This is a genomic window from Affinirhizobium lemnae (assembly GCF_022968395.1).
Lineage (GTDB): Bacteria > Pseudomonadota > Alphaproteobacteria > Rhizobiales > Rhizobiaceae > Neorhizobium > Neorhizobium lemnae.
On the sequence record NZ_JALJQZ010000027.1, the window covers coordinates 14701 to 34903 of the forward strand.

Here is a 20203-nt window from a genome sequence, read left to right on the forward strand (position 1 = left end):
ATGCTAGTTGTTGAACAACGACCCGGAGGAATTTGAGACTGATGACTGCCCCGCTGACGATTGCCGACCTGAAGTGGCTTGCCCGCCGCCGTGTGCCAAAAATGTTCTTTGAATACGCGGATAGCGGCTCCTGGACGGAAGGCACCTATCGGGCGAACGAAGACGACTTCGCAGCCATCAAACTGCGCCAGCGCGTCATGGTCGACATGACCAACCGGTCGCTGACGAGCACCATGATCGGTCATGACGTCGCCATGCCGGTTGCTCTGGCCCCGACCGGCTTCACCGGAATGCAGCACGCGGATGGCGAAATGCTGGCAGCAAAGGCCGCTGAAGAATTCGGCGTTCCCTTCACGCTGTCCACCATGAGCATCTGCTCGATCGAGGATGTCGCGTCAGTCACAACAAAGCCGTTCTGGTTTCAGCTCTACGTGATGCGCGACCGCGATTTCGTCCAGAACCTGATTGATCGCGCAAAGCGCGCCGGCTGCTCGGCACTGGTGGTGACTGCCGACCTGCAGATCCTCGGCCAGCGCCACAAGGATATTCATAACGGCCTCTCGGCACCGCCGAAGTTCACGCCCAAGCATGTCTGGCAGATGGCAACGCGCCCGCAATGGTGCCTTGGAATGCTGGGCACGAAGCGCCGCACCTTCGGTAACATTGTCGGCCACGCCAAGAATGTATCCGATCTCTCGTCGCTCGGCTCCTGGACGGCAGAACAATTCGATCCACGTCTTTCGTGGAAAGACATTGAATGGATCAAGCAGCAGTGGGGCGGCAAGCTCATCATCAAGGGTGTTCTGGATGAAGAAGACGCTCGCGCGGCGGCCGATACCGGAGCTGATGCGGTGATCGTCTCCAACCATGGCGGCCGTCAACTGGATGGCGCTCCCTCCTCGATCAGCATGCTGCCGAAGATCGTCGACGCCGTGAGGGATCGCATCGAGGTGCATGTCGATGGCGGTATTCGCTCTGGTCAGGATGTCCTGAAGGCCGTCGCCCTTGGTGCGCGCGGCACTTATATCGGCCGTCCCTTCCTCTATGGCCTCGGCGCCATGGGCAAGGAGGGTGTGGACCTGGCCCTGAGCATCCTGCGCAAGGAACTGGATGTGACCATGGCGCTCTGCGGCAAGCGTGATATTCAGACGGTGGATCGCAGCATATTGGCTCACAATCCATATTAAGCGTCTGACATTCCGCGTTCTGGACTATCAGGTCCGGAACGCGGAGATATCCCTTATCCCTGATCCGGTTACTTACTTGCCGGGTCAGGCACGCGTGCATCCTCGATCACGTACTTGATGAGACCCTTCTCCCGGATCTGGCGGAAGAGGATGTAATGTTCCGGGAAAGCTCCGCCAGTTGCGGCATCCTTCTGACCGACCCAGGACGATGCGACATCCGGCCCCGCCACATCGGCGGTGAAGACATTACCGTCATGCGCCCCGACAAGCGTATAGGGCGCCGCGCTCGGCATGCGCGCCACGAAGGTCGCGGCCAGATCGCTCTGCATGTAACCGGACAGTTGCAGCATCGTGTCCGGCGAATGCGGAAACGGCACACCATTGTTGGACGTGCTGTTGTGCCAGTAGCAAAGCGGCATCAGATAACAACTACCACCTGTCGGCACCGAGCCATCGCTGTTCGGTGTCATGTGACCGCCCACACTGAAATTCGGATGCGACGAAGAGCCGGTCGGCAGAGGTGAGGTGGCATAGCAGTGATCATTGGAATTGGTGCCAATCCCGTTGTTGATCAGCAGTTGTTTCCACGTCACGCCATTGATCTTCGGGTCCGGCGTACTTCCTACGACGTTGTAGAGATCACCTGTGTAGATGACCACTGTAGCGGATGTGGATTCGATAATGACGCCCGAGTGACGTTGCGCAAAATCCGCAAGCGCCTGAGCAACTGAAATATCTTCCATGGAAAATCCCCCATACATAAAACCGCAGGATCACGACCTGCGGTTTTAGAAATATCGGGACATACCTGAGCGCACAACGCGGTGACCTTTGCGCTGATCACCGCTGCGTTTGCGCAAATCACTATTCCCTCACGAAAGCCAACCGGTGGCGAGTGCCGCCGCCCATTCCGGACGACCGTTGGCCTCAGCAATCACGGCCTGTCGATGATGATCATACGGCACAAGCCGGAACGTAATATTCCATAGACCGTCACGCCGCTCGCAGATTGCGTAGGAGGCAAGCGGTGAACCGGTTTCCACCCGATGCGGCACGGGCTCCGCGTCGGAGTAGGCGGGACAGCCGACGCTGCCGGGATTGACGATCAGGCGTCCGTCAGAAAGCATTACGGCGCGCGGCATGTGCGTATGACCACACAGGATCAGCGACTGGGAAATACCCTCAGCCAGGGCCTCGATATCCGCACGCGCTTTTTGATGAACGTACCCATCTCTACTGACGGTCTGGAGCCAATAGACATCATCCGCCTGCGGCGTGGCATGGCAGAGAAAGACCTCGTTCTTCCACACCAGCGATGCCGGCAGACTGCGCAGCCAATCCAGATGTTCGACCGTCAAATGCGCAAATGCTGCTGCATCAGACTGCCCCATGTCGCTGACTGCCTGCTCGACCAGGTATCGATCATGATTGCCGCGGACCGTCGGTAGATCGAGCGAGAGCAGAAGATCTGCGGTCTTTCCGGCATCGAGCGGCCCTGAAAGACAATCACCGAGATTGACGATGGCGTTCGTGGGAATACCCTGCTGACCGATATCCGTGAGCACCGCCTCCAGCGCCGCACAGTTCCCGTGGATGTCGGCGATGGCGGCAAAGCGCATCTCAGCTGCCTCGATAGGTTGAATAGCTGTAGGGCGAGATCAGCAGGGGCACATGGTAATGGCCGCTTTCGTCCGCAATTCCGAAACGAATGGGAATGACATCCAGAAATGCGGGCTCGGCAAGGATGGCTCCGGACCGGCGCAGATAGTCACCGGCATGGAATACGAGTTCATACGTTCCCTTGCGGAACGTCTCGCCGATCAGGATCGGCCCGCCATCCACCCGCCCATCGGCGTTGGTCACCACAGACTTCAAATACCGGCGCGTCTCGCCCTCCAGGTGGAAGAGATCGATTGCTAGACCCTCAGCGGGTTTACCGAGTGCGGTGTCGAGAACATGGGTGGTCAATCCGGTCATAAACTGGGCTCGCTGATGCTATAGGGCTGCGGATAAAAGAATTCTTCCAGATTGTTGCCCGATCCGTCGCGGTCGACAACCAGGAAATCGGAAACCGTGCCGATCGTCATCAGCGGATGGTGCCAGACATTGCGGCGATAGTTCACGCCCTGGTCGCCCCGCGCCAGAAACACCTGCGGTTCGCCGGGCCTGCCCGCCTCATCCTGCGACACCACAACAAGATAGGGACGGCCATTCAAGGGCGAAAAACTCTGGCTGCCGAACGGGTGGCGCTCCATCATCGTCAGCGCATAGGGAAACGGCCGAGGCTGGCCCCGGAAGATGTTGATTATGACACGCGCATCTTCACCTGAAACCTCCGCTTCCGCGAGCGCATGAAACCGCTCCGTATTACCGCCATTGATGAACTTCATGCGGGCGGGATCGGCCTCGATCACCTGACCGAACGGCGCAAATGCGGCTTGAGTGAGCGGCTGGATGGGCAGGGTCCTGGACATGTGGAATTATTCACCTTGGGCATGGATATGGCGCAGAGCGCGTAGCTGGGCAAGGAGTTGGGGAACCGCGGAAACAACCGTTGCCCAAACAGTATCAAGGTTGATGCTCAGATAGCCGTGGGCAATACGATTTCGCATACCCCGCATTTCGGACCACGCCATTTCAGGATGCTGAGCGGCAAAATCCGGATATTTCTCCACCAGTTGGGCAGCTGCTTCACCGATGATAAGCAGGTTCATTCCGACTGCACGCTGGATGATAACGTCTCGCAGAAACTCGTCTTTCGTCATGCCGGAAACAAACATCAACAGTTCTTCCGAAGCCGATGTCATTTGCTCGACGTAAGTCAGGAGACGGAAATCTGTCATATCGGCCTTGCTTCCTGCAAAACCGCGCTCCGCACTTTTTCTGGGAAGTCACCCGGTGTCAGAAGGTGCACCTCCATACCATCAAGCGCAGTTTGCAAATCAATCAGCAATCCGCCGAGATCAAAAAGAGTCGTATGATCCAGAGGATCCACCAGTATGTCGAGGTCGCTGTCTTCGCGATCTTCTCCTCGGGCAACGGAGCCAAATACACGCGGGTTGGCTGCCTGGCGCTTCTCTACGAGCCGCCGAATAAGTTCCCTGTTCTTCTCCAGCACTTCCGATGGGCGCATGTTCAACTCCTGCCGGACTATTCTACCCCATCCTCATGCGGAAGGCAGCATGCTTTCAAGCCGCAGGAGTGCGATACGCTCCACCTGCCCGCATGCGGTCGAAAACTCTTCGTCCCAGCTATTGTTCACCCGCGTCTGGAAAGCGGACAGGATATCGTGCCTGTTCAACCCCTTGACCGCAATGATGAAGGGGAAACCGAATTTCTGCGTATAGGCATTGTTCAACTCGGTGAATCGGGCATGCTCTTCCGGCGAAAGGCGATCCAGCCCTGCGCCTGCCTGCTCCTTCCGACTGTCTTCGGTGAGTTCCCCCGCAATCGCAAGCCTGCCCGCGAGATCCGGGTGCGCGCGCAGCACGCCTAGCCGCTCTTCCTCGGATGCTACACGAAAGACCGCCACCAGCGCTGCATGAACCCGCTGGGCATTGAGTGCCTCACCGCGCACCAGATCGTCGTCATAGGCGCGTTCTGCAATAAAGGGCGAATGTTCGAAAACGCCGCCAAAGCGGTCGACAAAGTCTTCCCGTGTCATGATCAGATCGTGTCCGGCTTGTGGTGCTCGTGCCAATGGCGGGCAATCTCGATCCGCTTCGGAATCCAGACCTTCTTGTGTTCGAGCACATATTCCATGAAGCGCCTGAGCGCGGCGATACGGCCCGGACGGCCAACGAGGCGGCAGTGCAGACCGACGGACATCATCTTGGGCGCGCCGTCCTTGCCTTCCTGATAGAGCGCGTCGAACGTGTCCTTCAGGTAAGTATAGAACTGGTCGCCCGAATTGAAACCCTGCGGCGTGGCAAACCGCATGTCATTGGCATCCAGCGTATAGGGAATGATGAGGAAAGGCTTGCCATCCACACCCTTCACCCAGAAGGGCAGATCGTCCGCATAGCTGTCGGAGGAATAGAGGAAACCGCCCTCCTCCTGCACCAGTCGCAACGTGTTGATGGATGGCTTGCCCTGATACATGCCATAGGGGCGATCGCCAGCGACCTCCGTATGCAGGCGCACGGCATCGAGAATATGCTGCCGTTCCAGCTCCTCCGGGTAATCCTTGTATTCGTGCCAGCGATAGCCGTGGCTGGCGATTTCCCAGCCCGCCTCGTTCATGGCTGCCACAGCATCCGGGTTGCGCATCATCGCCAGGGTGACGCCATAGACCGTGCAGGGAACGTTCAGCTCCGTGAACAGGCGGTGCAGACGCCAGAAGCCAGCGCGCGAACCATATTCATAGATGCTTTCCATATTGAGATTGCGCTGCCCGGGCCATGCGGTCGCGCCGACGATTTCCGACAGCAGGTTTTCCGATGCAGGATCACCATCGAGAATGCAACTCTCGCCGCCTTCCTCGTAATTGATCACAAACTGGACCGCGATACGCGCACCACCCGGCCATTTCGGGTCCGGAATATTGCGACCGTAACCAATGAGATCACGCGGATAGAGTTCTGCCACCATCGAAAATCACCTTCTCAAACAGGGTTTCGACGGTAGCACTCACCAATCAAATGTCGAGTGTTTCTAATGCATTGCACAAGACATTTTCACGAAACACGATTCAAGCGATCCGCCTCGCGGAGACACTGCCCAACGGATGAAGCGAGTGCACCAGAAACGGCGCACCCGGCTCTGTCTCGACAAACAACGCCAGATTGACCAGCACCTGCGGCCGCTGGAGAATAGGCTCGAAATAGCGCTTCAGCACCTGCTCGAAGACCGGCATTTCCGTCGATCCCACCGGACCTGTCAGCGTCATGTGAAAACGAAACTCGTCCATCACATGCGGATGGCCAAACCGGTGCAGATTGGAAAACTGCGAGGCCGACAGGCGCTCCGTATCGACCCGCTCCAGTTCCGCCTCCGAAAGCGGAGCCCGGAACGCATCGAAATGCATCACGACGCTCGAAGCCAGATGGTTGAGGTCCGGGCATGGGCGCTCCGGCGCGAGCGCAAAACGGTTTCCAAGCCGCACGACTTCGAGACGTGGCAGGGGTATCGGCTGATGCTGACCCGTGAAATGCAGAAGATGCCGCAGCAGCATCGGTTCGGTCATGCCGTCTGCAAGCCGGAAGGGCGGCTTCATCGTCGCGTGAAAGCCATAGCGGCGCGGCACCGCCGTGTTGAAGGCAATCTCGTGCAGGCCGAGTTCCCGGATGAACGGCAATTCCATGGCCTCACCGGAGAACGCGTTTCTCCCAAGCCATTGCGATGCGGCAATGGTCAGTGGATCTGCCGCCGTGGGCGTAAAATTGATGGCATACCGCATCTGCTAACCTCCAAGGTCCCCCGACCTCGCCGAGCAGCAGATAGGTGATTCAGATGACAGCGTGACGACACGGATATGTCGATTTTACTCCGCGGATGCAACTTTCAGATGATGCTCCAGCACGTAACTACCCGGAACCAACATTGGCTGCCCCGCCATGCCGGAAAGGACCGCATCCGCCAGACGATGGGCGATCCCGAACGAGACCTTGAAACCGCCCGTCAGTGCGAAAACATTGGGCGCATCGGGATGCGGGCCAATCATCGGATCGCGATCCACAGCCCTTGGCCGCAAGCCGGCCCACCGCTCTACCAACGGCGCCTCGGCAATCGCCGGACACAGAGCCCGCGCCTTTTCAACAAGCGCATCCAGCCGATGATCCGTGTCGAACGGCGCATCGAACTCTTCCTCGCTCGTACTGCCGATTGCAACCGTGCCATTCTCGTGCGGCACCACATAGACCCCGTTGAGATAAATGATCGGAGCGTCTGCCGGAACATCCGCCTTCAGCAAGGCCGCCTGTCCTTTCACGCCGCGCCCTAACGGTTTGCGAAGTACCGGCCCCAGCCCATCCAGCAGTGCGAATGAACCAACGCCTGCCGCAACCACTGCCTGACCGAACCGGAGGTCTTCGCCATTCGACAGGATGGCCCGATCAGGGAGAACCCTGGCAACGGCCTCACCATCCAGCCGGCTTACGGTCGGCAACTGGTCGCAAGCAGCCACGAGTGCGGCGACCAGACTGCGTGGTGATACACGTCCTGCCAGACCGTCATCGATCAACCCGGCACCACACGCGTCTGGAGAAAGCCAATTGGGATCGGCAGGTGTATCCAGCACCCGCCATTCAAAACGCCTCTCGCCGTTCTGCCATCGAAGAACTGCATCCTCACCATTACGTTCTGCAATGGTGCGCAGATGCGGCTTGGGCAGCGGGATCAACCGCCCGCACCGGCTATAGCCGCAGGAAAGGCCTGTTGCAGCCTCCAGCCGCGCTACCTCTTCTTCGAGTTGCACGAGCGCATCGAACTGAAACTGTTTCTTCTCGTTCCAGCGGTCGGGCGTGTGCGCCATCAGGGCGCCCAGCAGGCCGCCGCTCGCACCCGCGGCGGGCGCCTGTGCATCAACAAGCAGGGTCTTTAATCCAGCGCGGCCGGCCTTCAGCGCAAACCACAGCCCCATGACCCCTGCACCGATGACAAGAAGATCGACAGTGCGCCTTGCCGATACGGATTGACCGCCGGAGGGCAGCGCACTATCCGCATGGGTCAGAAAAGGATGAACCATGACGGCTCCCGGACAGACTGAAAACGAGGCGACACCGCTGGAATGGCGCGAGGGCGATATGCCCTATTCCACCCAGTTTGGCGATCACTTTTATTGTCAGACCGATGGCAGGCTCGAATGCGGCCACGTGTTTCTGGCTGGAAACGGTCTGCCGGAACGCTGGCAGAGGCCGGGCGAATTCCGCATCGGCGAACTAGGCTTCGGAACGGGCCTGAACTTTTGCGAAACATGGCGCCAGTGGGAGCAGACAGCACCATTCGACGCAAGCCTGCATTTCACCTCATTCGAACTGCTGCCGCTGGCTGCAAACGAAATAGACCGCGCGCTTGCCCATTGGCCGGAGGTGGATGCAGAGCGCAAGGCGCTCACCGCCCTCTGGCCGGAGCGGCCCGAAGGCATAGTATCGCTGAACCTGAATGACCGGGTTCGCCTGACTGTCGTGTGCGGAGAAGCGGGTACAAACGTTCCCCTTTGGGATGGCATATTCGATGCGTGGTTTCTGGATGGGTTCGCACCCTCGCGCAATCCAACCATGTGGTCGCTGGACCTCATGACGGCAGTCTGTGAGAAAACCGCCATGGACGGTACATTCGCCACTTATGCAGCGGCGGGCTTCGTGCGGAGAAACTTGCAGGCGGCAGGCTTTGTCGTGGAACGACGACCGGGCTTTGCGGGCAAGCGAGAAATGTTGTGTGGTATCAGGCTCTCAAAAGATCCAGCATGATCAAACCTGAAAGGCGCCGTCGGCTTCCGCATCCAGTGAATACCAATCACTGATCTTGGCGATCAGGATTTCCGGGCTGATTGGCTTGGAGAGGTAGTCATCCATTCCCGCTGCCAGACAGAGATCACGGTCGCTTTCCAGCGCATGGGCCGTCACGCCGATGATGGGGGTACGGCCTCCCTCGGACCGTTCGATCTCCCGAATGCGACGCGTCGCCTGGTGTCCGTTCATGAGCGGCATGGAGACATCCATCAGGATGAGGCACGGTCTTTCCTGCATCCACGCGGCAACGGCCTGTTCTCCATTTTCCACCATGCGGAAGCGCACGCCCATGGACTGCAGGATCTGGGTGAAAACGATCTGGTTAACCTCATTGTCTTCCGCGACAAGAATTTCGAGCGCCCCGGGCATCTTCCGCCTTTCTTCGGGTTTAGGGACCGGGCCGTCGTGGGCTGCTCTGGAAACTGACCCGGCATGCCAAACCGAAAGCCTTCTGGAGGCATTTGAGGCTTCTCTGTCTCGCCTGCCATTTCGCACCACATCGACGAGCGTAGAGTGCAGCAACTGCCCGCGGGCAGGCTTCATGAGATGCGCCTGAACATTCAGGCCTTCGTTGCCCACCTCCGCATGCGCCGTATCCATGGAGGTCAGGAAAATGATCGGCAGGTCCGCCAACCGGGCGTCCTTGCGAATGGCAGCTGCGACCGCAAGCCCGTTCATTTCAGGCATCTGATAATCGAGGATGAGGGCATCCACCCGAACACCCAACTCATCCGCCGCCCTGAGAACCGTAAGCCCTTCCTCCCCGCTGGCGGTTGCAACGCCGTCGAAGCCCCAGGATGCCAGTTGTTCGGAAAGGATCTGCCTGTTGATAGGATTGTCATCGATGACGAGAATTCTGGCGTTCTGCACGCTGGTCGGCGTGGTGAGCGACACGCCGCTTCCAGGTGCCGCGTCGAAGGGTAGAACTGCCGAAAAGATGGAGCCCTGCCCGATCTTGCTCTCAACGCGAATCGTACCGCCGAAGATTTCCACCAGACCCGCTGTGATTGACAGTCCCAGACCGGTTCCCTCGTGCCGTCGCGTCGAAGAGCCATCGACTTGGGAGAACTTTTCGAAAATCCGGTCCAGTTGCTCGTCCGGAATACCGATGCCAGTATCCTCGATCCTCAAGTGAAGAGAAACGTGGTGGTCTTCGGTGCGCTCGGCATGGACATCCACAAGTACATGCCCCTGCTCCGTAAACTTGATTGCATTGCCCAGAAGATTGGTGACGATCTGCCGGAAGCGTCCGGCATCGCCAAGTACGCGAATGTCCCCGCCGCTTGCCTTGACTATGAGCTCGATGTCCTTTTCAGCCGCAGAGGAAGACAAGAGTGTTGCGACATCCTCCACCGCGTCGATGACATCGAACGGCACTTTTCGCAGGCTCATCTGCCCTGCATCGATCTTGGAGAAATCCAGGATGTCGTTGATGATCGTCATCAGCGCCTTGCCCGATTTCACGATGATTTCGGTGAAGGTCTTCTGTTTCGTATCCAGGTTGGATTTGGACAAAAGCTCTGCCATGCCAAGCACGCCATTCATAGGCGTCCTGATCTCATGGCTCATATTTGCGAGGAATTCGGATTTCGCCTTGTCGGCGGCTTCCGCACGCGCCAACAGACGCTGGAGCTCCCGTTCACGGTGGCGGATCTCGGTGACATCGGTGTAGACGGCGAGATATTGCTGCTCGCCGCTCTTCTTCATTTCGAGGTCAATGAAGCGATCGCCACCAATACACATGGAGATCCTTGCGCTTGCGCCGCCGACAGGCCCCTGCGCCCATTCCTGTAACTGATGGACCACTTTGTCTGCGTCAGGAATATTGCCACGCTCGATCAGCCGCAGGTAAAGCGGTCGCCATTGCTTGCCGACCTGAAGATCATCCTCGGGAAGATCCAGAAGTCGATGGACCGCATCATTGCAAAAGGCGATTTGTTCGCCATTCATTATGAGAATGCCCTGCGACATGGCGCCGGTCGCGTCGCGCATCATCTCCGCATGGCTGTCGAGCGCCTCCCTTGCCTCCAGAGCCTCCTGCTCCCGACGGCGGATGGCCGTGATGTCGACGCAGGTGAAAAGGATCTTGTCGTCGCCCACATGCATCCGGTCCACCAGAATGCGTCGGCCATTTGGATTGGACAATTCGAATTGTGGAATGGGACCGGGGCGACGCAGCATCTCGGTCCGCTGGTGGATCAGTGTATCGACGTCGATCTTTTCATTATCGTATATCCCGCGCGCAAAGTTAAAACGCAGGAAATCCTGGTACTGCTCGCCCGTCCAGTTCCGGTATTCGTCACCGTCTGCCCTCCAGAACTCGTTCAGTGTTTGGTTGACGTATTCGAGCCGCATAGCGCTGTTGAGAATGGCAATGCCGACGGGCAGAGCTTCAAGTATAGCCCTTAACTGCTCATGCATTGCCTCGGCGCGCCGTTGCGCATCCCGTGCGAGAGAAACATCGGTCACAGAGCCGACGATATACGGCTCGCCCGATGGTGATGAGATCCGGCCAAGCCGGGTGATGGCCGCCATGACTTGGCCGTCCTGAAATACGACATCCTCATCCTTTTCGATACTGCCGCCATGTTGCAACAGTCTTTCATGTTCCTCGCGATACCGATCGGCGGAATCCGGGAACATCTCCTGTTCCGTCTTGCCGATGAACTTCTGCCGGTCACCACCCAGCATTTCTTCGTAGATACGGTTGACATATAGAATCCGGTGGCGGCTATCGCGCAAGAACACGGCAACAGGCAGATCTTCGAACACAGCACGGAAAATCTGGCCCTCCTCGACTTCCCTCGCCAGGCGCATTTCCTGCACCTTGATATCCGTTACATCCTGCCGCAACAGGACAATCCAGCCATTGTCCAACCGCTTGTTAACACTGCGCAACCATCGTCCATCCGGCATGGGCTCCACGGCATGCCACTCCGGCCTACGCAGAATCTCAAGACGGGCCTCGACAGCCTCACGTCCCATAAGACCAAGATTGAGGCCGTAATCAGTACCCGCATCCGCGCTGCGAAAGGCATCAGAAACGATGTCAAACAGCCTGCGCCCCACAGCGAGGGATGTACTAAGAGCGGCGAAATGGGCCTGCATGTTTTCGTTGAAGAAAACAAGCCGTTCATTTTCGTCGAAGATCGCAATACCAGCATCAAGGAGATCGAGAGATGGCCCGAGAACAGCCAAATCCGAAAGGCCTCCGCCCTGCTCCAGAATAGAAACGTCCGGATCCGCCAGCGGTCTGTAGAGCGCAAAGAGAAAGGCGCTATCGTCATCGGACAAAAAACGTTCGATCTGGACTTCATAAAGCGGGCGGCCGGAGCTTTCCCGCTCCGTCACAACCTCATCCGTACCGAATACCAGAGCACGCCTCTGCTTGTCCGAAAACTCGGCAGTTTCCTTGAAGCCACCTATGTCTTCAGCACGTCGTCCCTTGAATAAGTGGAGCGGAATGCCACTGAGGCTCGCATAGGCAGCATTGACGGCCACATAGCGCAGGCTGCCATCCTTGATGAAGGCAGGCGTCGTCAGATCGCCGATCCGACGGCAAGCCTTCTCCAGTAAAGCGCTGTCGTTCTCCAACTCATCCCCCAAGAACCACGCTGAACGCCAGATCACTGATTCGCATGGTGCGCTGTTTCCCAAGAATTGACACGGGTATAGTTAACCAACGCTTGATAAACCGGGGCATAAGGCCTCGGAATTCTGCTTTTCAACCAATCAGCGGGCCGGAAAAGTGTCAGATGCGATTCTTTCGGCGCCCACAAATTCGCCACGCATTCGCCAAAACTACGCCGAATTGCTAGTCGCGCGAGTAGATTCGATCTCTCAGAACAATTTCACGTTTCGTCTGGCTGAACGCTTGTTCAGATTTCTCCTGAGCGCTTTCCATCAAACTGCCGCCTTTCTGTTTCACTCTCTAAACGTGCCCAGAAGGGTGAAAGGAAAAATCCATGTTCGCATTGAGCAAAGTCATAACGTGCGGTCTGGCGGTTGCGACGGTGACAAGCGCGCTGGCAGTCACGACACCTGCGGCAGAAGCCCGGGACGATTTCGCGGCTGGCCTTGCCGGTGGCCTCGTTGGCGGCCTGATTGGCGGTGCCATTGCCTCGCAGCCTCGCGGTCGGGTTTATGAAGGCCCGGTCTATATCGATCCACCGCCACCACCGCCGCCACGCCGCGTTTACTACGAGCGCACCTATTACCGTCCGGCACCGGCACCACGCTGCCATTATGAATGGCGCGAGAATGGTTGGGGCGAGGCTTATCGTGTGCGGGTCTGCCCGTACTGAGGGGCGCGGATCGCTTCGTAAGATGATGATAATTGCCAGAGCCCGCGCCAATATGGCCGCGGGCTCTTGACTTTTTGTGTGCAAAGCAGCACATGCAGCCCAGCTTTCACCTTCCGGCCGCCGCGTGAGCAGGCCCTGCGACGAAAATGGCTCGCGAAGAAGGCAAGCGCCACGAGTATTGGCCTTATTTGGCCAGCGCTGGAAAGCAGTTTCCACACACAAGTTCCCAATTCACGCGGGGTTCTTGACGCCAGATGAAACCGGTTCGGCATGGTGCCTGACCGGGCATCCTCGTTTGGCGCCCCGAAAGGTATTCGACTTGACGAATTTCCATGAGCTTGGTCTTTCCAAGCAGATCGTAGCCACTCTCTCCCAGCTGGGCTACGAAACGGCGACTCCGATCCAGGAGCAGGCGATCCCGCTTCTTCTTCAGAGCCGCGACATGATTGGCCTTGCCCAGACGGGCACAGGCAAGACGGCAGCATTTGGTCTGCCGCTCATCGAAATGCTGTTGAAGGACGCAAAGCGCCCCGACAACCGCACCACCCGCACCCTCATCCTGGCCCCGACCCGCGAACTGGTGAACCAGATCGCTGCAAATCTGAAGGCCTATGTGCGTGGCACGCCGCTCAAGATCAACTCCGTCGTTGGCGGCGCTTCGATCAACAAGCAGCAGCAGATGCTGGAAAAGGGCACCGACATCCTGGTCGCCACACCCGGCCGTCTGCTAGACCTCGTCAGCCGTCGCGCCATCGGTTTGACGACCGTGCGTTATCTCGTGCTTGACGAAGCGGACCAGATGCTGGACCTTGGCTTCATCCATGATCTGCGCAAGATTTCCAAGATGGTGCCGAACAAGCGCCAGACGCTTTTGTTCTCGGCGACCATGCCGAAGGCGATTGCCGATCTGGCCGGTGACTACCTCAAGGATCCGGTCAAGGTCGAGGTTACCCCTCCGGGCAAGGCTGCCGACAAGGTCGAGCAGTATGTCCATTTCGTGGCCGGCAAGAACGATAAGACCGCGCTTCTGAAGAACGCCCTTCTGGCGAATCCGGATGGCCGTTCCATGGTGTTCCTGCGCACCAAGCATGGCGCGGAAAAGCTTTCCAAGCATCTTGCCGACCAGCAGTTTGCCGTGGCCTCGATTCATGGCAACAAGAGCCAGGGCCAGCGCGAACGCGCACTGAAGGCCTTCCGCGATGGTGAGATCAAGGTGCTCGTGGCAACCGACGTGGCAGCCCGCGGCATTGACATTCCCGGCGTGACGCACGTCTTCAACTATGATCTGCCGGAAGTGCCGGATGCCTATGTTCACCGCATTGGCCGTACCGCCCGTGCAGGCCGTGATGGTATCGCGATTGCGTTCTGCGCCCCGGATGAAACGCGCCTGCTGCGCGACATCGAGCGCCTGATGAACATCGAGATCACCGTTGCATCGGGTCAGCGTCCGGCTGAAATGCGCAGCCCCGCGCGCCCGACAAAGGCTCGCAATGGCGGAAACCGTGAAGGCGGAAATCGCGACGGTGGCAATCGTGAAGGTGGCAATCGTGAAGGTGGCCAGCGTTCGGCAAACCGCAATCGCAGTGAAACCCGTCCGGCACGCCGGCCCATCTTCGCTGATGGCGAGGCAGCACTGGAGCGCGGCGAAGGCCGTAGTAACAACCGTCCTGCCCGTCAGCGCAACGAAGACTTCCGCGGCCAGCGTCGTGGTGAAGAAGCGCCGCGTTTCGAAGCAGACAACGATCTGGCCGCAACGGCAGACTTCGGACAGGGCCGCAAGAAGCAGTTCGGCGGTCCGCAGGGCGAAGGTCGCCCGCATCGCGCCGAGGGCCGTCCACAGGGCCATGGCAAGCGTGACCATGCAAGCCACGGCGCACACGAACCGGGTGCAAAGCGCCCGCACCGTGGTGGACAGGGACGCCCAGGTCAGGCCAAGACCGGCGGCAATGGTGGCCCGGTGAAGTTTGGCGGCGGCGAAGGCCAGCAGAAGCGTCGCGATCGCGCCTGATCAATCACACATATCTTGACCTCAGAAACCCGCTCTCGGCAACGAGGGCGGGTTTTGCCGTCTCAGGCGTTCGGCTTGCGATTGACCAGATAAACCCCGGTCACCACAATCACCGTCCCAATCACCATCGGCACGGTCAGAGCCTCGCCAAACAGCACAGCGGCTTCAATGGCCACCAGCGGCGGCATCATGTAGATCAAGGATGCTGCGCGCGAGACCTGTCCGCGCCGGATAAGGTAGAGCAACAGGCCCACGGCCCCCATGGAAATGCCGAGCACCGACCAGGCCATCGCCGCGATCGCAGGAACGGTCCAGTCGAACCGGCCCGTTTCCAATCCATAGGCCAAGGGCGCCGTCACGGCAAAGGCACCCAGATATTGCAGCGTCGCGATGGCGCGAAGATCTCCGTCTCCCAGAAAGCGCTTCTGATAAAGCGTGCCGAGCGTGACGGAGAGCATGGCGATGAGGTTGATCAGCACCGGAATCGCGAGTCCGGTCAGGCCGCGCTGCAGAACCCCGGCAAACTGAGGCGACACAGCAATTGCGATGCCCGCGAAACCAAGCGCGAGACCGGCAACCTGTATACGGCTGATCCTCTCGCGCACAAGCAGGAAGGCGCACGCCGCTGTCAGCAACGGCTGGAGCCCGGCAATAACGCCCGAGAGACCGGCCGGAACGCCCTGCCCGATCGCCCACCAGAGTCCTGACAGATAGAGGCCATGCAGCAGAATGCCGGACAAAAACGCATGGAGGCCCTGCTTCAGCGTGCGTGGCCATTGTGCTTTCGAGACCAGAACGAAACCGGCAAAGACAACCGCTGCGAGCGCATGGCGGGTCCTGAGGAATGTCAACGGATCGGCGTGGGCCGCTGCAATCTTGGCAACGATCCAACCTGTCGACCAGAGGACGACAAAGATCGCGGGGGCCAGGCGGTCGAGCATCATGTTAGCCTTGAATCAAATGCTGATGGATTGTGCAGATGCTGCTTAAACCTCATGCAAGAACAAGGCAAAGCAGAAGTGTTGAACAATCGCAGAAACGGGAAAGATAGCAAAAGCAGTGCGTTTGCATGAGCGTTAGACCATCTACGCGCACAATCTTCGAGCAATCTGGCGCGCCTTTGCGCTTTGTATCAAGCCATCAGACAGCATTGCCTAATTAATTTGTTTTTCGATGACGCATGGTTCTTGCAATGCTGTTTGCGTTGTACTCTTATGGTCCAAAATCGGGGAACGCACCATTGGCATTTGATGAAATGTTGACTGCGGAAGACCTTCCGCGCCCACCATACAAGACTTACCAGGAGTGGTATGCCGCACAGGATCCTGCGCATCTGATCCAGAAATCGCAGGACGCGGAATCGATCTTCCGAAAGACCGGCATCACATTCGCAGTCTACGGACATGCCGATTCCTCTGAAAAGCTCATTCCCTTCGATATCATTCCCCGCATCATCTCAGCGCGCGAGTGGCGCAAGCTGGCCCAGGGCATCGAGCAGCGAGTGCTGGCGCTCAACGCTTTTCTGGACGACATCTACCACAAGCAGGAAATCATCCGCGCAGGGCGCATCCCGCGCGAACTGATCGAGAAGAACGAAGCCTTCCTTCCGGAAATGATCGGCTTCAAGCCGCCGGGCGGGGTCTACACCCACATCGTCGGCACCGATATCGTGCGCACCGGCGAAGACCAGTTCTATGTGCTGGAAGACAATGCCCGCACGCCTTCCGGCGTCTCCTACATGCTGGAGAACCGGGAAACCATGATGCAGATGTTCCCGGAACTCTTTGCCATGAACAAGGTGCAGCGGGTGGAGGACTACCCCTATCTGCTGCGGCAATCGCTGGCATCGCTCGCCCCTCCCGGCTGCAAAGGCAAGCCGCGCGTGGCGGTTCTGACGCCCGGCATCTATAATTCCGCCTATTACGAGCATTCCTTCCTGGCTGATACAATGGGTGTCGAACTGGTCGAAGGATCGGACTTGCGCGTCATCGACGGCAAGGTGAAGATGCGCACCACCCGCGGCTATGAAGCCATTGATGTGCTCTACCGCCGCGTCGATGACGACTTCCTCGATCCGCTAACCTTCCGGCCCGACTCTGCGCTTGGCATTCCCGGCATCATGGATGTCTACCGTTCCGGCAACATCACCATTGCCAATGCGCCGGGAACAGGCATTTCGGACGACAAGGCGATCTATTCCTACATGCCGGAAATCGTCGAGTTCTATACCGGCCGCAAACCGCTGCTCGAAAACGTGCCGACCTGGCGCTGTTCCGAACCCGACAGCCTGAAATATGTTCTGGAGCATCTGGAAGAGCTGGTCGTGAAGGAAGTTCACGGCTCCGGCGGCTATGGCATGCTGGTCGGGCCGACGGCCTCCAAGAAGGAACGGGCTGATTTTGCCGAGAAGCTCAGCGCCCGCCCCTCAAACTATATTGCCCAGCCAACGCTCTCGCTGTCCACCGTGCCGATCCTCGTCAACAAGGGCATCGCGCCCCGCCATGTGGATCTGCGCCCCTACGTTCTGGTATCCGACAAGGAGGTCAAGATCATTCCGGGCGGGCTGACCCGCGTCGCCCTGAAGAAGGGATCCCTGGTGGTCAATTCCAGCCAGGGCGGCGGCACCAAAGATACGTGGGTTCTAGAGGACTGAGCGAACATGCTGGGAAGAACTGCGAACGGCCTCTACTGGATGTTCCGATATATCGAGCGCGCCGAAAACATCGCGCGTCTCGTCGATGCGGGTCTGCGCGTCTCGCTGACGCGGACGGGCTCGACGGATGAGGATTGGGATGGCGTGCTGCAAAGCGCAGGCGTGCGCGACGAATATGTGGAACTGCACGGCAAGGTGACCACAGCCAACGCAATAGACTACCTGCTGCGTGAAAAGACGAACCCTTCCAGCGTCATGTCCTGCATCGATTCCGGCCGCAACAATGCGCGCATGGTACGCACCGCGCTGACCCGTGAAACATGGGAAGCGACCAACGAATGCTGGATCGAACTCAAGCAGCTCTTGGAAAAGCGGGTGAAGCCTGCGGATCTGCCGGCTGTGATCGACACGATCAAGCGGCGTGCGGGCTTGATCCGCGGCGCCTTCCACGGCTCGATGCTTCGAAACGATCTGTATAACTTCTCGCGCATCGGCACCTTCATCGAGCGTGCGGACAACACCAGCCGCATTCTGGACGTGAAATATTACGTGCTGCTGCCGGCTGTCAGCCAGGTGGGCTCCTCGCTCGACAATTTCCAGTGGGAATCCATCCTGCGGTCTGTTTCGGCGCACCGATCTTACGGCTGGGTCTATGATGCGGAGTATCGCCCCTCCAACATCGCCGACTTCCTTATTCTCAATCGCCGCATGCCAAGGTCGCTCGCCTATTGCTACGAAAAGATCGTCAGCAATCTGCGCTATCTAGCGGAGGATTACGGCGAGCGTCACTCCGCGCATGACACGGCGGACAGCATCCGCACCATGCTGAAAAGGGGCGAGATCGGCGATGTGATGGATCAGGGTCTGCACGAATTCCTTAAGGATTTCATCAGCCGCAACAACCAGCTCAGCGTCGAAATTTCAGAGGGCTACCGCTTCTACCGTTGAGCGGGGCATGGGCACACCGGGGGACGGATTGGCCATATGCGTTTAAAGATTTCTCATACGACCGAATATCTCTATGAAGAGCCGGTTGCCTATGCGCTCCAGCGTCTTCGGCTGCACCCGCAGTCGAGCCATGTACAGACGGTGCTCAACTGGTCACTGAGTGTCGAGGGCGCCAAGGTCGAAGCCGGATATAATGACCAGTTCGGCAACCGGGTGGATCTTGTCTCGATCGAAGGCGGCGAGCACACCATTCGCATCATCGCCACAGGCGAAGTGGAGACGATCGACCGCGCAGGCGTGCTCGGTCCGCATCATGGCTTCGTGCCGCTCTGGCTCTATCTGCGCGAGACAGAACGCACCAAGCCGGGCAAGCTCATCAAGGAACTGGCCCGCAGTGTGACCGGTGACAGCGAACTTGCGCAGATGCACGCTATGATGGAATTGATCCACGCGAATGTGGAATACAAACCCGGTTCCTCATCATCCGAAACGACGGCTGAACAGGCGCTGGAAGCAAAGGCAGGCGTCTGTCAGGACCATGCCCATATCTTCGTTTCGGCTGCGCGCTTCCTGAAGCTTCCGGCGCGTTATGTTTCCGGCTACCTGATGATGGAAGACCGGATCGAACAAACCGCGACACATGCCTGGGCGGAGGTGCACATCCCGGGTCTCGGATGGGTTGGCTTTGATGCGGCCAACAAGATCTGCCCGGACGAGCGCTATGTCCGCATTGCCTCCGGCCTCTGCTATAGCGATGCCGCCCCGGTTTCCGGTATGCGCATTGGTTCCGCAGGCGAGAACCTGACGGTGACACTGAGTGTCGAGGGCCCAGGCCAGAGCCAGTCGCAAAGTCAGTCAAGCGACCAGGGCGGCACGCAGTCCCAAAACCAAAGTCAGTCTTGACGAACAATGACGAAGGACAGAAGTGCGGCGCACAAGCTCCGCACCAACTGCCTTCTGCACAATGTCTCTCCGAAAGGGGAGCCGATGCTGTTCGGAAAATCTGTCTTCCAGTCTATTCTGACACGGCTTGACGACGAGGATGCGCAGGAGGCAGACGCCCAGCCGCACGCCAATTTTCGTGTGTCTGGCCTGCCGATGGGTTTCGTCACGGAAACCTGGGAGAGGCCTGAGCCCTCGTCGACAGAAAGCCTCCATCGCCTCTATGGCCTTGATGAAGAACAGACGCCCTCCAAGATTGAAGAGCCCCCGCCTCCTCCGCCTGTCATGCCGCCGCATCTTGCCCGGCTGACGGACACGGAAATTGCCGAGGATCTTGCCCTCAAACCGCAGGATACGCCAGAAAAGCTGATGGCGCGACGCCGTGCTTTCGCCAAGCTCAATCACCCCGATCGCGTGCATCCCGATTTCCGCCCGCAGGCAACACGCCGGATGACAGTCGCGAACATGTTGATCGATCAGGCACTTCGCCTGCATCCGCATCGATAAGGCATGAACATTATGGGTGACATACCACTTTTTTGCACCCCGGGCGATTGATGCCGCCCCTGACCTTTGTTATGAACCTCGCACCGGCACAGCCGTCCGCATCGGACGATTCTGAAAAGCACCCGTAGCTCAGCTGGATAGAGTGTTGGATTCCGATTCCAAAGGTCACAGGTTCGAATCCTGTCGGGTGCGCCATTTCCGTT

At 58.5% G+C, this 20203-nt stretch carries 20 protein-coding genes and 1 tRNA gene; 9 read left to right on the forward strand and 12 right to left on the reverse strand.

The annotated features are described in order from the left end of the window. Positions 1-41: 41 nt before the first annotated feature. Positions 42-1187, forward strand: coding sequence for an alpha-hydroxy acid oxidase (locus tag MUU53_RS15825; protein ID WP_247261761.1), 1146 nt, complete (start codon positions 42-44; stop codon positions 1185-1187). Positions 1188-1255: 68 nt separating this feature from the next. Here MUU53_RS15825 and MUU53_RS15830 read toward each other — a convergent pair whose 3' ends face one another. The 10 genes from MUU53_RS15830 to MUU53_RS15875 all read right to left on the reverse strand — a co-directional run bounded on the left by MUU53_RS15830 (position 1256) and on the right by MUU53_RS15875 (position 7857). Beyond that, positions 1256-1930, reverse strand: a complete 675-nt coding sequence (locus MUU53_RS15830) for a hypothetical protein (RefSeq protein ID WP_247261762.1) — start codon at positions 1928-1930, stop codon at positions 1256-1258. A gap of 129 nt (positions 1931-2059) precedes the next feature. Then, entirely contained in the window at positions 2060-2806 is a 747-nt protein-coding gene (locus MUU53_RS15835) for a metallophosphoesterase family protein (RefSeq protein WP_247261763.1), read from the reverse strand. A gap of 1 nt (position 2807) precedes the next feature. Further along, on the reverse strand, positions 2808-3164 hold the full coding sequence (gene uraH / locus MUU53_RS15840; RefSeq protein ID WP_247261764.1) for a hydroxyisourate hydrolase: 357 nt from the start codon (positions 3162-3164) through the stop codon (positions 2808-2810). Beyond that, on the reverse strand, positions 3161-3661 hold the full coding sequence (locus MUU53_RS15845; RefSeq protein WP_247261765.1) for an ureidoglycolate lyase: 501 nt from the start codon (positions 3659-3661) through the stop codon (positions 3161-3163). Before MUU53_RS15845 ends, uraH begins: the two co-directional genes overlap by 4 nt. Positions 3662-3667: 6 nt before the next feature. Next, complete coding sequence (locus MUU53_RS15850) at positions 3668-4030, reverse strand: HepT-like ribonuclease domain-containing protein (protein WP_247261766.1); 363 nt, start codon at positions 4028-4030, stop codon at positions 3668-3670. After that, entirely contained in the window at positions 4027-4320 is a 294-nt protein-coding gene (locus tag MUU53_RS15855) for a nucleotidyltransferase family protein (protein WP_247261767.1), read from the reverse strand. The genes MUU53_RS15850 and MUU53_RS15855 overlap by 4 nt, the downstream gene beginning before the upstream one ends. 33 nt (positions 4321-4353) lie before the next feature. Further along, entirely contained in the window at positions 4354-4854 is a 501-nt protein-coding gene (uraD, locus tag MUU53_RS15860) for a 2-oxo-4-hydroxy-4-carboxy-5-ureidoimidazoline decarboxylase (RefSeq protein ID WP_247261794.1), read from the reverse strand. Then, positions 4854-5777, reverse strand: coding sequence for an allantoinase PuuE (gene puuE / locus MUU53_RS15865; RefSeq protein WP_247261768.1), 924 nt, complete (start codon positions 5775-5777; stop codon positions 4854-4856). The genes uraD and puuE overlap by 1 nt, the downstream gene beginning before the upstream one ends. A 100-nt stretch (positions 5778-5877) precedes the next feature. Further along, positions 5878-6585, reverse strand: coding sequence for a DUF1045 domain-containing protein (locus MUU53_RS15870; RefSeq protein WP_247261769.1), 708 nt, complete (start codon positions 6583-6585; stop codon positions 5878-5880). Between the two features lie 84 nt (positions 6586-6669). Then, on the reverse strand, positions 6670-7857 hold the full coding sequence (locus MUU53_RS15875) for an NAD(P)/FAD-dependent oxidoreductase (RefSeq protein WP_377307359.1): 1188 nt from the start codon (positions 7855-7857) through the stop codon (positions 6670-6672). Between the two features lie 13 nt (positions 7858-7870). Between MUU53_RS15875 and mnmC2 the strand changes: the two genes are divergently transcribed. Beyond that, positions 7871-8596, forward strand: coding sequence for a tRNA (5-methylaminomethyl-2-thiouridine)(34)-methyltransferase MnmC2 (mnmC2, locus tag MUU53_RS15880; protein ID WP_247261770.1), 726 nt, complete (start codon positions 7871-7873; stop codon positions 8594-8596). On the opposite strand, the gene MUU53_RS15885 is transcribed toward mnmC2, so the two are convergent. Next, positions 8597-12232 carry a response regulator gene (locus MUU53_RS15885; RefSeq protein ID WP_247261771.1) on the reverse strand — a complete coding sequence of 1212 codons (3636 nt, stop codon included), beginning with the start codon at positions 12230-12232 and terminating at the stop codon, positions 8597-8599. A gap of 371 nt (positions 12233-12603) precedes the next feature. Here MUU53_RS15885 and MUU53_RS15890 point away from each other — a divergent pair, with 371 nt between their 5' ends. Continuing rightward, complete coding sequence (locus MUU53_RS15890; protein WP_247261772.1) at positions 12604-12942, forward strand: hypothetical protein; 339 nt, start codon at positions 12604-12606, stop codon at positions 12940-12942. A gap of 319 nt (positions 12943-13261) precedes the next feature. Beyond that, complete coding sequence (locus tag MUU53_RS15895) at positions 13262-14950, forward strand: DEAD/DEAH box helicase (protein ID WP_247261773.1); 1689 nt, start codon at positions 13262-13264, stop codon at positions 14948-14950. A 62-nt stretch (positions 14951-15012) separates the two neighbouring features. Here the strand turns inward: MUU53_RS15895 and MUU53_RS15900 are convergent, their stop codons facing one another. Continuing rightward, entirely contained in the window at positions 15013-15894 is an 882-nt protein-coding gene (locus MUU53_RS15900) for a DMT family transporter (protein ID WP_247261774.1), read from the reverse strand. Positions 15895-16190: 296 nt separating this feature from the next. Between MUU53_RS15900 and MUU53_RS15905 the strand changes: the two genes are divergently transcribed. From MUU53_RS15905 to MUU53_RS15925, 5 genes are all read left to right on the forward strand, one after another. After that, entirely contained in the window at positions 16191-17603 is a 1413-nt protein-coding gene (locus MUU53_RS15905) for a circularly permuted type 2 ATP-grasp protein (protein ID WP_062553901.1), read from the forward strand. A 6-nt stretch (positions 17604-17609) separates the two neighbouring features. Further along, positions 17610-18551, forward strand: coding sequence for an alpha-E domain-containing protein (locus MUU53_RS15910; RefSeq protein ID WP_247261775.1), 942 nt, complete (start codon positions 17610-17612; stop codon positions 18549-18551). Positions 18552-18587: 36 nt separating this feature from the next. Then, positions 18588-19454 (forward strand): transglutaminase family protein, encoded by an 867-nt coding sequence (locus tag MUU53_RS15915; protein ID WP_247261776.1) that lies wholly within the window; start codon positions 18588-18590, stop codon positions 19452-19454. A gap of 6 nt (positions 19455-19460) precedes the next feature. After that, positions 19461-20000, forward strand: coding sequence for a hypothetical protein (locus tag MUU53_RS15920; protein WP_247261777.1), 540 nt, complete (start codon positions 19461-19463; stop codon positions 19998-20000). Positions 20001-20118: 118 nt separating this feature from the next. Beyond that, positions 20119-20195: transfer RNA gene (locus tag MUU53_RS15925), tRNA-Arg, on the forward strand. Positions 20196-20203: the final 8 nt, after the last annotated feature.

Excerpts from the sequence above, each read along its gene's own strand:
- MUU53_RS15845 (WP_247261765.1), bottom strand. The coding sequence starts at position 3,661 with ATGTCCAGGACCCTGCCCATCCAGCCGCTCACTCAAGCCGCATTTGCG.
- uraH (WP_247261764.1), bottom strand. The coding sequence starts at position 3,164 with ATGACCGGATTGACCACCCATGTTCTCGACACCGCACTCGGTAAACCC.
- MUU53_RS15910 (WP_247261775.1), top strand. The coding sequence starts at position 17,610 with ATGCTGGGAAGAACTGCGAACGGCCTCTACTGGATGTTCCGATATATC.
- MUU53_RS15900 (WP_247261774.1), bottom strand. The coding sequence starts at position 15,894 with ATGATGCTCGACCGCCTGGCCCCCGCGATCTTTGTCGTCCTCTGGTCG.
- MUU53_RS15855 (WP_247261767.1), bottom strand. The coding sequence starts at position 4,320 with ATGCGCCCATCGGAAGTGCTGGAGAAGAACAGGGAACTTATTCGGCGG.
- MUU53_RS15920 (WP_247261777.1), top strand. The coding sequence starts at position 19,461 with ATGACGAAGGACAGAAGTGCGGCGCACAAGCTCCGCACCAACTGCCTT.
- MUU53_RS15870 (WP_247261769.1), bottom strand. The coding sequence starts at position 6,585 with ATGCGGTATGCCATCAATTTTACGCCCACGGCGGCAGATCCACTGACC.
- mnmC2 (WP_247261770.1), top strand. The coding sequence starts at position 7,871 with ATGACGGCTCCCGGACAGACTGAAAACGAGGCGACACCGCTGGAATGG.
- MUU53_RS15915 (WP_247261776.1), top strand. The coding sequence starts at position 18,588 with ATGCGTTTAAAGATTTCTCATACGACCGAATATCTCTATGAAGAGCCG.
- puuE (WP_247261768.1), bottom strand. The coding sequence starts at position 5,777 with ATGGTGGCAGAACTCTATCCGCGTGATCTCATTGGTTACGGTCGCAAT.
- MUU53_RS15835 (WP_247261763.1), bottom strand. The coding sequence starts at position 2,806 with ATGCGCTTTGCCGCCATCGCCGACATCCACGGGAACTGTGCGGCGCTG.
- MUU53_RS15850 (WP_247261766.1), bottom strand. The coding sequence starts at position 4,030 with ATGACAGATTTCCGTCTCCTGACTTACGTCGAGCAAATGACATCGGCT.
- MUU53_RS15830 (WP_247261762.1), bottom strand. The coding sequence starts at position 1,930 with ATGGAAGATATTTCAGTTGCTCAGGCGCTTGCGGATTTTGCGCAACGT.
- MUU53_RS15890 (WP_247261772.1), top strand. The coding sequence starts at position 12,604 with ATGTTCGCATTGAGCAAAGTCATAACGTGCGGTCTGGCGGTTGCGACG.
- MUU53_RS15825 (WP_247261761.1), top strand. The coding sequence starts at position 42 with ATGACTGCCCCGCTGACGATTGCCGACCTGAAGTGGCTTGCCCGCCGC.